This is a genomic window from Marinifilum flexuosum (assembly GCF_003610555.1).
Lineage (GTDB): Bacteria > Bacteroidota > Bacteroidia > Bacteroidales > Marinifilaceae > Marinifilum > Marinifilum flexuosum.
The window spans coordinates 1728564-1743843 of record NZ_RAPQ01000008.1; the positions used below are offsets into that span (position 1 = coordinate 1728564).

11 protein-coding genes are annotated in these 15280 nt (G+C 38.9%); 10 read left to right on the forward strand and 1 reads right to left on the reverse strand.

Translation table 11 applies throughout. The features are described 5' to 3' along the window. Positions 1–3: 3 nt before the first annotated feature. The 9 genes from BXY64_RS06970 (at position 4) to BXY64_RS07010 (ending at position 11878) form a co-directional block, all read left to right on the forward strand. Entirely contained in the window at positions 4–2397 is a 2394-nt protein-coding gene (locus tag BXY64_RS06970) for a GH36-type glycosyl hydrolase domain-containing protein (protein ID WP_120239175.1), read from the forward strand. An 18-nt stretch (positions 2398–2415) separates the two neighbouring features. Further along, complete coding sequence (locus BXY64_RS06975; protein WP_120239176.1) at positions 2416–3366, forward strand: glycoside hydrolase family 5 protein; 951 nt, start codon at positions 2416–2418, stop codon at positions 3364–3366. A 93-nt stretch (positions 3367–3459) separates the two neighbouring features. Further along, positions 3460–5028: a sulfatase gene (locus tag BXY64_RS06980; protein WP_120239177.1), complete on the forward strand. Its 1569-nt coding sequence runs from the start codon at positions 3460–3462 to the stop codon at positions 5026–5028. Between the two features lie 12 nt (positions 5029–5040). Beyond that, positions 5041–6405, forward strand: coding sequence for a glycoside hydrolase family 5 protein (locus BXY64_RS06985; RefSeq protein WP_120239178.1), 1365 nt, complete (start codon positions 5041–5043; stop codon positions 6403–6405). A gap of 170 nt (positions 6406–6575) precedes the next feature. After that, the gene (locus BXY64_RS06990) at positions 6576–7250 is read left to right on the forward strand and encodes a putative quinol monooxygenase (RefSeq protein WP_120239179.1); all 675 of its coding nucleotides are present in this window, start codon (positions 6576–6578) and stop codon (positions 7248–7250) included. 302 nt (positions 7251–7552) lie between these two features. After that, the gene (locus tag BXY64_RS06995) at positions 7553–8761 is read left to right on the forward strand and encodes an anaerobic sulfatase maturase (RefSeq protein WP_120239180.1); all 1209 of its coding nucleotides are present in this window, start codon (positions 7553–7555) and stop codon (positions 8759–8761) included. A 284-nt stretch (positions 8762–9045) separates the two neighbouring features. Next, positions 9046–10302 carry a S41 family peptidase gene (locus BXY64_RS07000; protein ID WP_120239181.1) on the forward strand — a complete coding sequence of 419 codons (1257 nt, stop codon included), beginning with the start codon at positions 9046–9048 and terminating at the stop codon, positions 10300–10302. Positions 10303–10485: 183 nt separating this feature from the next. Continuing rightward, positions 10486–11124 (forward strand): hypothetical protein, encoded by a 639-nt coding sequence (locus tag BXY64_RS07005; protein WP_120239182.1) that lies wholly within the window; start codon positions 10486–10488, stop codon positions 11122–11124. A 187-nt stretch (positions 11125–11311) separates the two neighbouring features. Continuing rightward, the gene (locus BXY64_RS07010; protein WP_147375932.1) at positions 11312–11878 is read left to right on the forward strand and encodes a hypothetical protein; all 567 of its coding nucleotides are present in this window, start codon (positions 11312–11314) and stop codon (positions 11876–11878) included. 343 nt (positions 11879–12221) lie between these two features. Here BXY64_RS07010 and BXY64_RS07015 read toward each other — a convergent pair whose 3' ends face one another. Next, entirely contained in the window at positions 12222–12920 is a 699-nt protein-coding gene (locus BXY64_RS07015) for a DNA-binding domain-containing protein (RefSeq protein ID WP_120239184.1), read from the reverse strand. Between the two features lie 785 nt (positions 12921–13705). Here BXY64_RS07015 and BXY64_RS07020 point away from each other — a divergent pair. Further along, positions 13706–15217 (forward strand): sulfatase, encoded by a 1512-nt coding sequence (locus BXY64_RS07020; protein ID WP_120239185.1) that lies wholly within the window; start codon positions 13706–13708, stop codon positions 15215–15217. The last annotated feature ends 63 nt before the right edge of the window (positions 15218–15280 follow it).

Genomic DNA, 15280 nt, shown 5'->3' on the forward strand with positions numbered 1-15280 from the left:
AAAATGAAGTACGGATATTTTGACGATAAGAATAAAGAATATGTAGTGGAACGACCGGATACTCCGGCATCATGGACCAACTACCTGGGAGATACAAACTACGGAGCTATTATAACTAATAATGCAGGAGGATACAGCTTTTACAAATCAGCTGCTCAGGGACGATTTACCAGATTGCGTTTCAACTCTGTTCCTATGGATCAGGCAGGGCGTTATTTGTATTTTCATGACAAGGATTCCAATGATTTTTGGTCTGCCTCCTGGCAACCAGTTGGAAAGTCGTTGGAGCAATTTAAAACCGAGTGCCGACACGGAACAGCTTACACAAAAATTAGTTCAGAATATAAAGGTTTAGCCTCAGAGGTAACCTACTTTGTTCCCAGAGGAAAGGCTTATGAAGCATGGATGGTGAAGCTTACCAATAAGGGGAAGGTGACAAGAAACCTACGAGCTTTCCCTTTTGTAGAGTATGCCTGTAACTGGAATGCCGGAGATGATTTAGGCAACTTGCAGTACACGCAGTACATCGCAAAAATGTCGGTTGCTGATGGGATCATCGATCATGGATCGAATATCAATATGCCTGAAATGCCTGAGGATTTTCAGCAGAAGGATCAGCAACGTCATACTTTCTTTGCCATGGTAGGTGCAGAGGTTTCAGGTTATGATACTGATAGGGATGTATTTATAGGCAGATACAATGGCTATGGTAATCCTGAGGTTGTTCAAAAAGGTGAATGCGCAGGCTCACTGGCCGAAGGAGGAAATCCTTGTGGGGTTTTACAAACAGACATTTGTTTGCAGCCAGGAGAATCTGTTGAGTTCGCCATTGTTATGGGAATTGGAAGTGCCCAAAAAGAAGGTGCTGAAGTAAAAGAGAAATATACAGACCTATCGATTCTGAAAAATGAATTGGAAGAGTTAAAGAATTACTGGCACAGTCGTTTAGAAGTGATGCAAGTTGAAACTCCTGATGCTGATATCAACAGCATGTTAAATGTTTGGAGTCCATATAACTGTCAAATCACTTATGCATGGTCAAGAGCTGCCAGTTTAGTTTATGCTGGAGTTCGTGATGGTTTAGGTTATCGTGATTCAGTACAGGATATGTTGGGAGTGATGCACTCTGTTCCTGAAGAGGCGGGAGAACGTTTGGAACTTTTGATAACAGGTCAGGCTTCAACCGGAGGTGCGATGCCAGTAGTGAAGCCATTTGCTCATAAGCCAGGAGAAGAGAAAGAGCCTGATGCAAATGAATACCGTTCTGATGATTGTTTGTGGTTGTTCAATGCCATTCCTGAGTATGTAAATGAAACCGGGAATTTTGATTTCTACCTAAAAGAACTACCCTATGCTGATAAGGGAAAAGATACTGTACTTGGGCATTTAAGAAGAGCCATTGAGTTTAATTTAGAGCGTTCAGGAGCTCACGGTATTCCTTGTGGATTGGCTGCCGACTGGAATGATTGCCTGGTCTTGGGATATGAAGGTGAATCGGTGTTTGTAGCATTCCAATTGCGTTATGCTTTGGCCAAATACAGTGAGGTTGCCGAAAAACTGGGCTTGACAAAAGAAGTGGAATGGGCAGAGCAGGAGTTAAGAATTCTGGATAAGAGTCTGGAAGAGCATTGCTGGGATGAAGATCGTTACGTTCGTGCCTTCAGCGATAAAGGATTCCGTTTTGGAGCCAAAGAGAATGAAGAAGGTAATATTTTCATGAATCCGCAGGTTTGGGCTGTAATTAGTGGTCATGCCAATAGGGAAAAAGCCGAAAAGGCAATGAATGTCGTTCACGACGATTTGTATACTGATTATGGGATCATGTTGTGTGCACCACCATTCGAAAAATCAAATTTTGATATTGTTCGTGCCGTATTGTTCAACCCTGGAATGAAAGAGAATGCTGGGATTTTCAACCATACGCAAGGTTGGGGAGTAATGGCTGAAAGTATGCTGGGAAATGGAAACAGAGCATACAAGTATTATAAGAGCTACTTGCCTGCAGCATATAACGATTTGGCCGAGGTAAGAGAAATTGAGCCATATGTATACGCACAGTCTACACACAGTATCTTTAGCAAGCGTTTTGGTTCTTCCCGTTTACCATGGTTGAGTGGAACAGCTACCTGGGCCTATTATGCTGCAACAAGATACTTATTGGGAATTCGACCAGAAATCGATGGTTTGACAGTAGATCCTTGTATCCCGGATTCATGGGAAGGTTTTAAGGTTGTAAGAAATTTCAGAGGTGCGGTTTATAACATCTCTGTTTCAAACCCTAATCGTGTAATGAAAGGGATTGCCTGCCTAAAAATAAACGGTGAAATTATTGAAGGAAACAAGCTACCTGTTGGCGAAGAAGGCAAAGAATATCAGGTTGAAGTAATAATGGGATAACCCTAGAAATAAATAAGTATGAGACAAAAAATTCTTATTCTAATAGCTGCTCTGTTTGTATGCGGAGCAGCCCTAGCAAAAGCTCCGGTTAAGAAACACGGAAAATTAAAAGTTGTTGGTCGTCAGTTGTGCGATGAAAATGGTAGTGCTGTTCAAATCAAGGGGATGAGTTCCCATGGTTTGTATTGGTTTGCACACTGTATGAACAGAAGTTCTATGGAAGTTTTAGCCAAAGACTGGAAGGTTGATGCAGTGCGATTCGCTTTGTATCCAAAGAACTATAAAGACAATCCGGCGTATTATACCAAGCAAGTTGATGAGTTGGTAGGTCTGGCAGAAGAATTAGGGCTGTATTGTATTATTGACTGGCATGCCATGGATTCAGGAAATCCAAATAAAGTGCTGGATGATGCAAAAGTTTTCTGGGAGCACATGTCGAAAACCCATGCAGGGAAGGATCATGTGATTTATGAGATTTGCAATGAGCCCAATAAAACGACTTGGGAAGAGGTGAAGAAATATGCAAATGTGATTATTCCATTAATTCGTAAAAATGATAAGGAAACCGTTATCCTGGTGGGAACACCTGATTGGAGTTCAAACCTAGCAGCGGCGGCTAAGGATCCTTTGAATTTTGAGAATATCATGTATACTTTTCATTTTTATGCCAAGAGTCACAAAAACAGGAAGGCATTTATCGAGGCCATTCAACAAATTCCGGTATTCGTTTCGGAATGGGGTACCAGTAGCTACAATGGAGATGATGGAAATGATTACGAGAGTGCCAGAATCTGGTTGGATATCCTGGCAGGAAACAATCCGGAGCAGCTTAAAATTAGTTGGATGAACTGGAATTTGAGCGACAAACCAGAAGCTTCATCGGTATTTAAACCAGGAAGTGGTGTGCGTCAGAAATGGGATCAGTTGACTGAAACCGGAGAGTGGATTAAAAAGCAGTTTGGGAGATAACAGCAGTCAGCTATAAGCTGACCGCTGGTTGCTATAAAATTTCCATTTTTGACAATAAATTAGACTTACATAGAATACACTATAACTAAAACCATGAATAAGCATATCATAAAAAAAGGAATAGGTCTTGCAATGGCAGTTATGCCATTGCTAGGACAAGCACAGGAAAAGAAAAATGTTCTTTTCATTGCTGTGGATGATTTGAAACCTGTTTTGGAATGCTATGGTGTGGAGCAAATGAAAACTCCCAATATAGATCGACTTGCAAAACAAGGTGTCGTTTTTATGAACAACCACTGTCAGCAAGCGGTTTGTGCTCCATCAAGAGCTAGTTTGCTAACAGGTGTACGCCCTGATAGTACCAAGGTGTGGGATTTAAAAACGAAGATCAGAGATAAAAATCCTGATATTTTGACTTTACCACAGTATTTTAAAAATCAGGGATACACAACTACAGGTGTTGGTAAGATTTACGATCGCCGTAGTGTAGATGCAAAGCATGATAAGGTTTCCTGGAGCGAAAGTTTTGCTTTTAGCGGAGACGATAAGTATAGAGATCAAGAGTTGGGAGAAGAGGTTTTAGGTCATTACCAGTCTAAAGAAACCAAAGAAAAAGTAGCCTTCTATGCCTCGGAAGGCAGAAAGAAGAACAAAAAAGGAGGTGCTTTAAACAAATATGTGATGAAGCGTATCAAGCCTTCCACAGAGTGTGTGGATGTTCCCGATAATGCTTATGTAGATGGAGTATTGGCATTATCTGCCATCGACCGATTAGAGAGATTATCGAAAGAGGAACAGCCTTTCTTTTTAGCGGTTGGTTTTAAGAAACCACACTTGCCATTTGTGGCTCCTAAAAAGTATTGGGATCTGTACGATAGAAATGAGCTTCCTTTGGCTCCTTATCAGAAGTTTTCTAAGAACGGGCCTAAAATAGCTTATCACAAGTCAGGAGAAATTCAGTCGTATAGCGATATTCCTAAATTGAAGTCTTTCTCAGATATAGGTCCGGATTTGCTTCCTGAAGAGAAACAAAGGGAGTTGATTCATGGTTACTATGCATCGGTTTCTTATATGGATGCACAGGTAGGTAAGGTGTTGGATGCATTGGATTCTCTTGGATTAAGAGAGAATACGGTAATTGTTCTTTGGGGCGATCATGGATGGCATCTGGGAGATCATGGTCTTTGGTGTAAACATTCCAACTTTGAACAGGCAACACGTTCTCCATTAATCTTTTCTGCACCTGAATCACAGAAAGGAACAAAAGTGAATGCTCCATCGGAGTTTGTAGATATTTTTCCAACACTTTGTGAGCTTTCAGGTATCGAAGAGCCGGAAAATTTAGCTGGAACCAGCCTTGTGCCTTTACTTACTGGAGAGAAAAAATCTGTTAAGGAATACTCGGTAAGCCAGTTCCGAAGAGGAAAAGCAATGGGCTATGCATTCCGTACCGATAGATATCGTTATGTGGTTTGGATGGGAGAAAACTTTAGAACGACACAAGCTTTCAATAAAGATTTGATTGTTGCCGAGGAACTTTACGACTATCAGAAAGACGAGTTGGAAACTCGTAATCTGCTTAAGGATAAAAAGTATACCGAGGCGTATGATGAAATGAAGGCCATGAGTGTTGAGTTTTTTCAATCGCAGGTGAGGAACTAATTGTAAAATGTTATGAAGAGAAAAGAAGTGCTGAACAGCTACCTGAAACTACTTTTGTTTCTACTTCCCATGTTTGCTTTTTGTGCATGCTCAGGATCGTCCGGTATTGAAGATGTTGCCGAAGAGGTGGAAGAAAATATCGAAGATGGAAATTCTGATGACCACAAGGATGATACAACGGATAAAGACCGGATAGAAGGAGTGCTTTATCCTGACGAATTGGTTGCTCAAATGGGAAAGGGCTTCGATGTTGCATGGTCCGAATTCAATAAGTACATCCAAAATCATAGTGAGCAGAAGGTGATTGATATTGCCGAGGCAGGTTTTACAATGGTTAGAATTCGTGTAAATAAACCAGCTACTGAAGATCTGTTTTCCCACTTGGATGAGCATATCAATCAGTGTCTGAAACATGGATTAATTCCTGTATTGGCCTTCCATGGTCACGATGCGGAAGAAGGAGAGGATATGGAGCAGGCAAAGCAAGTTACGGTTGATTGGTGGCGTACCGTTGCTGAGCGGTACAAAGACTATTCTGAACTGTTGGTGTACAACCTATTTGTTGAGTTGAATGGTAATTTGAAAAAAGACCACCAGTTGTTGAATGAATTCTATGCAGATATTATTCCTGCTATTCGCGAATCAAATCCTTATCGAATTATCATTGTACCTCCTATAGGATTGTCGAAGCCTGCTAATTTGCAGTATATTCAGTTGCCCGATGAATCGGATCCCTTTGTAATGATGGAATGGCACTGCTATGCTGCCGGACCTGCTTTGGAAGGGAATAAACAATGGACAACAGGAACTCGGGAAGAGCGACAGTTGGTGTTGGATCACTTTCAATCTGCAGCGGAATACATGGAACAAACTGGCCGTTCCACATGGTTTGGAGCATGGATGGCCGGAAACTACAACAAGGGGAATGAGTATGATATTCCTGCTCAGGTTCAGTTTGCGACGTTCTTTGTTCGCGAATTGGCAAAAATTGGAGTGCCCTGGTGTGTAAATACCGACGATAAGTATTACGATTACCTGAACCTAAAATGGTATCCGGAGGGAGAATATGGTGGAATTCCGGTACGTGATGTCATATTGGATACAGAAAAAGTTGCTCTTTATTCTGGAGAGGGCTACCAAGGTGAAAGTTTACGTTTAAGTCCAGGTGAATATGATCAGGCTGAATTGCAGGCAATGGACTTTGACAATAAAATTTCCTCACTTATGGTTCCCTGGGGATTTAAAGTGATTGCATATACCGGGAAAGGATTTGCTGGAACTGCGCATGAATATACAAGGACAACACGCAGTTTTAGTAGTGAATTGGAGAATACAATTTCTTCATTGAAGATTATCGATTTGGAAACATACGATTAATCGAACTCAGATTTATAGATTGGCTAGTCAGCCCGCTGATTTCTTAAATGAAACAGCGGGCTGTTATTTTTTAGGGCAATTGATATTGAGCAAATAATGGAAAGTAGGTTGCCCTTTGATTCAAATCGTTGTAAATTAATGAGAACAAAAATAAATTAAAAGAATCAAAGATGACTGATGAATATGCTAATCCCAATGACCTGGTATTCTATGTGAAATATCATATCAAGCCAGAATTTATAAATGAGTTTCAGGAACGATTAATGAACGTTGTTGAAAACATGACTCAGGAAGATAGTTTTGTGAGTGCTTTTGTGCACCAGTATGCAGAAAGTGAGGGGCGTTTTTCCATGTATGAACGATGGACGGATTCTTCGAAGGATGCTTTTATGACCTATCAAATGGAAGGAAAAGATTATCGAAAAGAATATGAGAAGCGACTGCCTTTGATAAGTGAAACTCCCAGAAAGATTCACCTGTTAAAACCATTGGCCTATTGGATTAGTGCAAATGTAAAGCCATCAGAAAATGATTTGATCTTCTATGTGAATTTTCACATTAAACCAGATAAGGTTGAGGACTGGAAGAAAGCTGCTTTGCAGGTACTCAATAAAATGGCCGAAGAAGACACCTTTGTAAGTACATTTCTACATCAGGACGCAGAAGATCCTTCCCGATTTACCATTTATGAAAGGTGGAACGAACCAAGTATGGAGGCATTTGAAAAGAACCACCTGAATGCGAAAGAATATCGGCAGGTATATGAAAACATGTTGCCAAATTTAATGCAAAGTATGCGAACTTTTCGAATACTGGAGCCTTTGGGAAGTTGGATAGGGAAATAGCAGCGAATTGAACCATTCATACCGCCTGACTGAACGGAAAATCTACTTTTACTATTATTTCTATTGGTAATTTAGTATCAGGTTTATTGGCTGGTATTGTCCGTATTTTTTACAGCTTGTATTTCGATTTTGAAATATAGTATGTAGTTTTACGCGACAAACAAACACTTCCCAGGAATAGCCTACACATACATTAAAAAATCATTCTCCTTCGCAAGTGAATGCGTGAGGTGATAAAAATATGAATACATTAGAAGACTCTGTACAATACAGAAGCTTCTGACGATAGAATAGTAGATGAAATGATTAAAAAACAACTAAACTCAGTTTTGATTAAGCCTTCGGGACCGGATTGTAATTTAGGCTGTACCTATTGCTTTTATTTGGAAAAAGCGGGTCTTTATCACCAACAGAAGGTTCACCGTATGGATGAGGAAACCCTGGAGATGTTAATCCGCCAGGTTATGGAACAATCAGGACCGGAAGTGTCATTTGGATGGCAGGGAGGAGAACCTACCTTAATGGGACTGGACTTTTTCAGGAAAGTGATTGAACTTCAACAGAAATACGGAAACGGGAAAACTGTTGGGAATGGTTTGCAAACCAACGGCTTATTGTTGAATGAAGAGTGGGCCGAATTCCTAAAAGAGTACAATTGGCTGGTAGGTTTATCATTGGATGGACCACAACACATTCACGATCATTATCGTCTTACTCCAAATGGAAAACCAAGTTGGGAGATTGTCTCGAAAAATGCCAAAATGTTATTGGACAAGGGAGTGGCTACAAATGTACTGAGCTGTTTGACTGATAATTCAGCGGATCATATCGAAGAGATCTACAATTATCACAAGGAAATGGGCTTCGATTTTATGCAGTTCATTCCTATTGTTGAGACAGATAAGGAGAACCCTAGAGCGGCTGCATCTTTTTCGCTTTCGCCTGAAAAGTACGGAGAAGTACTTTGTAAGCTTTGGGATCTTTGGATCAATGATTTCCAAAATGGAATTCCTACTACATCGGTTCGTCATTTCGATTCACTTTTCCACACCTATGTGGGAATACCAGCACCAGAATGTACACTGCAGAAGGAATGTGGAGTATATACGGTAATCGAGCACAACGGCGATGTATATGCTTGTGATTTCTTTGTGGAACCTCAGTGGAAATTGGGAAACATCAAGCAAGGGAGAATCATCAACATGCTAAACTCCAAAAAGCAGCATCAGTTTGGTTGCATGAAAGCCAAATTGCCGCGTAAATGTAAGAGCTGTAGTTACCTGAAACACTGTTTTGGAGGTTGTACAAAAGACAGAATCAAAGATCCTATGGATAATGGAATGCCGCGTTTCTGTACCTCATACAAAATGTTCTTTGCTCATGCCCACACTCAACTTCAGGAGATGGGAAGAAACTGGATTGCTCAGCAAATGCAGATGCAGAAAGAAATGGAAGCTCAGCAAAGCGGAGGAACCTATAATGCTTTCAATGACTTTGTGAAAAAATCGTAGTATTGATTTGTCATCGGGTGGTTTAAGTCCAATCAAAAGCTTGTTACAGGAGAGCATCTCCAGCAAATAACACACAAATACAGAGAGTCTAAAAAATAGAAGAATGCCGATTCTGATTTTCAGAGTCGGCATTCTTTCTTATATAATATTTAATAGAAAAATATACTTGTTTGCTTTATATGTAAAATGTTTTAGTAATTTTGATAGTTCAAATGAAGGCTAAGAAACAAATAGAATGACTATTGTTTCAAGCTATTCAGCCAAGTATAAAACAACTACCATAAATGAAAAACTTAAGCTTGCTAATTATTGGATTATTATTGTTCCAATTTTGTAATTCACAAAACATTAAAAAAATAGACTGGGATTGTGACATCGATTCTCTTGCAAAAGAACTATCCGAGAAGCATTACAACTTTTTCACCGAAAAGAGTAAAGATGATTACTACAAAGCTCTCAATCAGGTAAAAACAAATAAAGATAAGCTTGATGATTTTGGAATTGCATTAAACTTACAACAGGTAATCGCAAGTTTTGGAGATTCGCATACAAGAATCAATTATGGTGAAATTATAGACAAAGAACAAGTATTGCCATTGCATTTGTATTGGTTTAAGGAAGGACTTTTTGTAATGCACACCACGCAAGAAAACAGAGAAATCCTGGGGCATCAAATACTATCTGTAAATGGAACATCGGTGAAAACCATTCAGGATAGTTTAAGTACATTAATTACTGTTGACAATCAGGCAATGGTAAAGTTTTTGGTTCCAAAGCTTTTTCCTTTGATTCAGGTTTTAAACTACTTCGGATTTGTAGAAGGACAAAAGGTAGAACTTGAACTTAAAGATCTAGAGGGGAATACGAAAAAGTACATTATGAAACCTGCCATGATGAATAGGCAGAACAGAAAAATGTTCCTGCCTGACTCATTGCCATTTTGTTTCAAAAATGAGAGAGCCTTTTTTGTAGATAACTATCAAGCCAACAACAATATTTATTATCTGCAGTACAATAAGTGCTGGAGCAAAGAGCTTGAATTAAAGTATAGAAATGGTAAAAATGCCAATAAGCTACCATCATTTAAAGAATTTGAAGACAAAGTATTTGAAACATTACAAACCAAAACAATACAGAAGATTGTATTTGATCTAAGGTTTAATGGAGGAGGAAGCTCTTCACAAGGAACATATTTTATCGAGAAACTTGCCAAGTTCTTAGATAAAAATCCTGAAATAAACCTATATGTGGTTTTGGGTAGAACGACCTTTTCTTCAGCAATTTTGAATGCAATGGATTGTAAACGATTAACAAATGCAACTTTTGTAGGGGAAGAGACAGGAGGAAAACCAAATCATTTTGGAGAAGTGAAGAGTTTTCGACTTCCCAATTCTAAACTGAGAGTGAATTACTCTAGTAAATATTTTAAGAGATCAGATGAAGATGTAAAAACTCTTGCTCCCGATTATTATATGGAGCCAAGTTTTAAAGATTTTAAAAATGGTCTTGATCCTGTTATGGAATGGATAAAGAAGCAATAATAGCTAATGATTGCAATTTCTGCTAAAGCAGAGTACGAGCTGTCAGTCGGGAACTGATAAAACAAAGAAATAAAAGAAAAATAAACACAACTTTATTAAGCTAACAAACAAGTTATGCTGCATGGAGGGAACAACTTCTAAAAACATAACTTGAGAGCTAATGGAAAAATATCAATCTAGCTAATGACAACAAACTTTACACTTCGAGATTTTCTAGTCTATTTCTCTTCAGGAGCTTTTCTAATAATAATCTTGGATTTAATTTTCTTCGAATCAATTTTGAATATCACTGAAGATTTCTTTTCGAAACATACTTTTATTAAGGAATTTGCTGGACTTCTAATAATCTTTGTTATTCCACTGATTTATATACTCGGACACATACTTCACGGACTAGGTTTCCTATCTCTGAAAATATATATAGCATTTCACTCCAAACTAACAAAATGGAATATTAGAAAGTATTGGTTTTTTGAATTTATTAGAAAAATAGTTCACTTCTTTATGTATAAGAATAAAGTTGTAAATTCTGTGTTGCTTGAGAATATGACTAATCAGACATGGAATAGTGTTGAGCAATTTTGGGAATCTTGTGCTGAATTACAGGTTAAGGACAACTTTGGACCAGCAAATTATTGGTATACATTAAATGATTTGTTTAAGGGATTATATACAACAACATTTTTGGGAACAATTATCTGCTTGTTTGTTGATAAATGGATTCTTTGTTTGATTTTTTTGGGGTTAATGTTTATTTGTCATTTTCGAGCCATTCAGTTTGCAGATTGTTTTGTTTTGACAGTGAAAAGGTTAAGTAAGTAAGTAATAAACTAAGACAGTACAACCCTAGCAGACGAGAGTTTGTAGCTCGTATCTTGCGAATGCAATAAGAATGCAAATACATTAATAAAATCCTTGAAAACGGCAATTAATTATAAATTCTGCTAAAGCAGAGTGCGAGCTACAAGCTCGCACTAGCGGGAGTGAACTGATAAAACAAAGAAGTAAAATGAAATTTATACAAGTAATATTGATTTTCTATTTGGGACTTATAATGTTCGGTTGTAATCTGCCTGAAAATAAAAAGACGACAAAAAAACATCTTGAAATATTAGAGCAATATTACAGAACTAATGATACTTATTTTCTTGAGATTCCAGCAGGTTGGGATACAGTTTATAATGTAGGTTCAATTACTTTTACAAATCCGGGATTTAAAGAACTTAATGGTTCTGAATCTTCATTTGGAATGTTTATCAGTAAGTCAATTCATTTTTCAGGAGATTCTCTGACTTTTGAAGTAAATGACTATATAAGTGGTAAGAAGAATGTATGTCAAATTGATCCAGACTATGCAGCAGCTCCGACATATGAAAGATTATCAGTATGGTATCATTACAAAGGTCAGAATGTTTACATTAATAATAGTAATGATACCAAGTATTATCCTGATTTAAAATGGAGTAACCATATAGAGTGTACAGGTGAAAAGGTATATGATAATTTGCAAACCGTTGAAGGAGTTGTTAAGGTTTTAAATGACTGGGGTATACCCCTAGCTGGCGCGAGCTTGTAGCTCGTGTCTTGCAAATGCAATAACATACAAATACAGTATTAAAAATTACAAAGGCGGCAATTGATTGCAATTTCTGCTAAATCAGAGTACGAGCTCCCACTATCAGGCTATTTCAGCTAGCTAAAGAATCCACAACAAAAAACACTCAAGCTGCTTGAGTCGCCTGCCCAAGAGGTTTGGGTCGTACTGCCCAAGTTGCTTGACTCGCCTGCCCAAGTTGTTTGATTCGTACTGCCCAAGGTGTTTGGGTAGTACTGCCCAAGAAGTTTGGGTAAGTTTAGCTTGCAGTAAAAAAGAATGCCCGGTGCATACCAGGCATTCTAAAAAGTTGAATTGAGAAGAACTACTTCGCACTCAAATCATTCGATAATCTTGCTTTTTTCAAAACTTTCGAATGGTGAAGAATAGTTCTTACTTCCAACTGAAACTTTCCGCTTGTTAATTCATCAGGAACAAAAAACATCAATTCAGATGGTTTGTTTTTAATGAAATCACTTGCTCTGGTTTCGCTCTCGTCAGCAGCAATAAAGAATACACCCTGATTGGTATCTTCTTCGTCGAACTTCAGAAATGAACCTTGAATGGATGCCATCTGTCCAGGAGTGAAGGATTCGTTCACAGCTTTGCCTTTTAAATCCACGAATTTCTCAATCACAGGTTCAGCAGTGCTTATTGCAACCTTCTTCAACTCAATTTTAGAGATGATTTCCTGTAATCTAGGCCCCGGGCTGATGTTCAGCTTAATGCTGTGGCGAGAAGGATCGAAAGAATCATTCTCATCCTTAAAAACTCCGGAAATGCTTGGACTAATCCTAAACAGATCAGTGGAAACAATATTTCCTTCCTTCACTTCCTCCACAACGGCATATTCAAATTCTTCAATAACCGATAAGCCTTCGGCTTTGGTTACAGTAGAACCTTTGCCCATCATGCGTTCCATGATTTTTTTAGCATTGGAAGTTGTACATTCTGTAACAACCGCCAGGTAATCACCCGGGTCTTCGGTCAGATGATTCAAACCTAATCCATAACGTACTGTCATGATAAGATAAGTTTTTATCACAATTGCTTTTTAAAGTAATTTGTGTTACAATTGCGATGGTTTAAAACTAGAGAATACCCTCGGAACTTTTGTTTGCAGGATCGGCTCGCCAAAGTTTCACCTGTATTTAAAAGATCCAGGGTATCTCGTTAACTATAAAAGAAAGACATTGTTTGTCTTTTGTTCGAAAAGAACAACCCAAGTTAAATAAATGTTATGACAATTCCACCTGTCAAATGTGTCAAGTTTTTCAAACTCTGTAAAATTAACTTTATTTAACATTTAAGCTTATTTATTTGTATGGGCTATGTTTTTCATGCCAGACTAAGAGCCAAATCAGGGAAACTTCGCAATGGTGTTGAATGTAAGGATACCAGGCAAAACTCTCTTCGTTTGTGATGTACATAGCTTATGAATGTGTACAGGTGAATATAGCAGGGATGATTTTGCTTCGATTTTGCAGGGTCTACATAATGATAAGAAAGATAGGGAGATAGCGCTAAGTGATGAGCTCAAAACCCCCTTGGTCGGCAATAATAAACTCCTCATTATTGTGGATTCAACCACTTTCAAAGCATCAATATTTTCCCGATGCTCAGTTTTTTTATCCAATTTGCAGCTACAGTTAAGTGTTAGATTTAGATGCGTTATTTTACTAAAAACAACATGCTGTTATGGCCTAAGTTGGTAGCTGGGCTATAAAATGAAGTATTGGTGAAAAGGGCAATAAAACAAATATTTATTGTTCTTCTCACTTTTCTTTTAATAGGAAAGATTGTTACATCATGACAAAGACATTTGGGAAGAGAGTGAGTAAAGGAATTTATATTGGCCTGTTATTTTGGTTCTTGATTGCTCACATGCCGGGTGCAGGGGCGCAAGGCAAATCATCAAACGCAAAGCCGAACTTTATATTTATACTGGTAGATGACCTGGGATGGGCCGATTTGGCCTGCTATGGATCGGATTTTTATGAGACGCCAAACCTCGATAATCTGGCAGCTGAGGGAGTACGTTTTAGCAATGCCTACGCATCGAGCCCGGTATGTTCTCCAAGCAGGGCAAGCATTTTAACGGGGAAATATCCTGCCCGTCTCGATCTTACCGATTGGATACCGGGAAGGCAGGCTACACATCGGCCAGGTAAAGGACAAAAGCTAATGTGCCAGGATTTTGCTGAAGAAATGAAACTGGAGGAATACAGCATTGCCGAGGCTTTAAAAGATCATGATTACCATACTTTTTTTGCAGGCAAATGGCACATTGGAGAGGATTCGATTTATTGGCCCGAGCACCAGGGCTTCGATATGAATAAGGGGGGATGGAAAGCCGGATCGCCCAAAGGAGGATATTTTAGTCCTTATGTAAACCCTCGTTTAAAAAGCGGACCCGATGGGGAATACCTTACCGATAGATTAACCAATGAAGCCATCCACTTTTTGAATGAAAGCAAAGAGCAGCCCTTCTTTTTGTATCTGTCCTATTACACGGTTCACAACCCATTGAATGCAAAGCCTGAAACCATTGAAAAGTATCGCAAAAAGGCAAGCAAACTAAAAGCACCTCAGAAAGAAAAATTTGTAGACCGATCGGAATGGAAACAGGTGTTGGGAAAAGGAAATTTTAGAGAGCGAATGGTTCAGGATCATGCGGTTTATGCAGCCATGATTGAGCATATGGATGAGAATGTTGGCAGGCTGCTGCAGGAAGTAAAGGACTTGAAATTGGATGAGAATACCATAGTAATTTTTACATCGGATAATGGAGGCTTGTCCACATCCGAAGGTTCTCCCACTTCCAATCTGCCTTTGCGTGCCGGGAAAGGCTGGTTGTACGAGGGCGGCATTCGTGAACCATTGATTATAAAATGGCCGGGAGTGGCCAAGGGGGGAAGTGTGAACCACAGCCCTGTGATCAATACCGATTTTTATCCAAGCATTTTGGAAATGGCCGGAATTCAAGCAATCCCTCAGCAGCATACCGATGGAGTAAGCCTGGTTTCCATGCTGAAAGGAGATGAGAAATTTTCTCGCGATGAGCTGTATTGGCACTATCCGCATTACTCGAATCAGGGAGGTCGTCCGGCAGGAGCAGTACGAAAGGGAAAATACAAGTTGATTGAGTTTTATGAGGATATGCAGGTAGAATTGTATGATCTGGACAATGATATTGGTGAGCAATCAGATTTGTCTGGTAAAAAACCGCAGCTGGTGAAAGATTTAAGAAAGAAATTAAAGGATTGGCGAAAGTCGGTGAAGGCTAAAATGCCACATCAGAATCCTAATTATCAACCATAGAGAATATCAAATGTAAGGGGAAGGATGTTTTGTTTGAAAAAGGATTGCATTTGTTTGAATTTT

What these genes read in the sequence shown, in the direction of transcription:
- BXY64_RS07000 (WP_120239181.1), top strand. Translation starts at nt 9,046, where the DNA reads ATGAAAAACTTAAGCTTGCTAATTATTGGATTATTATTGTTCCAATTT.
- BXY64_RS06970 (WP_120239175.1), top strand. Translation starts at nt 4, where the DNA reads ATGAAGTACGGATATTTTGACGATAAGAATAAAGAATATGTAGTGGAA.
- BXY64_RS07005 (WP_120239182.1), top strand. Translation starts at nt 10,486, where the DNA reads ATGACAACAAACTTTACACTTCGAGATTTTCTAGTCTATTTCTCTTCA.
- BXY64_RS06975 (WP_120239176.1), top strand. Translation starts at nt 2,416, where the DNA reads ATGAGACAAAAAATTCTTATTCTAATAGCTGCTCTGTTTGTATGCGGA.
- BXY64_RS06985 (WP_120239178.1), top strand. Translation starts at nt 5,041, where the DNA reads ATGAAGAGAAAAGAAGTGCTGAACAGCTACCTGAAACTACTTTTGTTT.
- BXY64_RS07010 (WP_147375932.1), top strand. Translation starts at nt 11,312, where the DNA reads ATGAAATTTATACAAGTAATATTGATTTTCTATTTGGGACTTATAATG.
- BXY64_RS06980 (WP_120239177.1), top strand. Translation starts at nt 3,460, where the DNA reads ATGAATAAGCATATCATAAAAAAAGGAATAGGTCTTGCAATGGCAGTT.
- BXY64_RS06995 (WP_120239180.1), top strand. Translation starts at nt 7,553, where the DNA reads ATGATTAAAAAACAACTAAACTCAGTTTTGATTAAGCCTTCGGGACCG.
- BXY64_RS07015 (WP_120239184.1), bottom strand. Translation starts at nt 12,920, where the DNA reads ATGACAGTACGTTATGGATTAGGTTTGAATCATCTGACCGAAGACCCG.
- BXY64_RS06990 (WP_120239179.1), top strand. Translation starts at nt 6,576, where the DNA reads ATGACTGATGAATATGCTAATCCCAATGACCTGGTATTCTATGTGAAA.
- BXY64_RS07020 (WP_120239185.1), top strand. Translation starts at nt 13,706, where the DNA reads ATGACAAAGACATTTGGGAAGAGAGTGAGTAAAGGAATTTATATTGGC.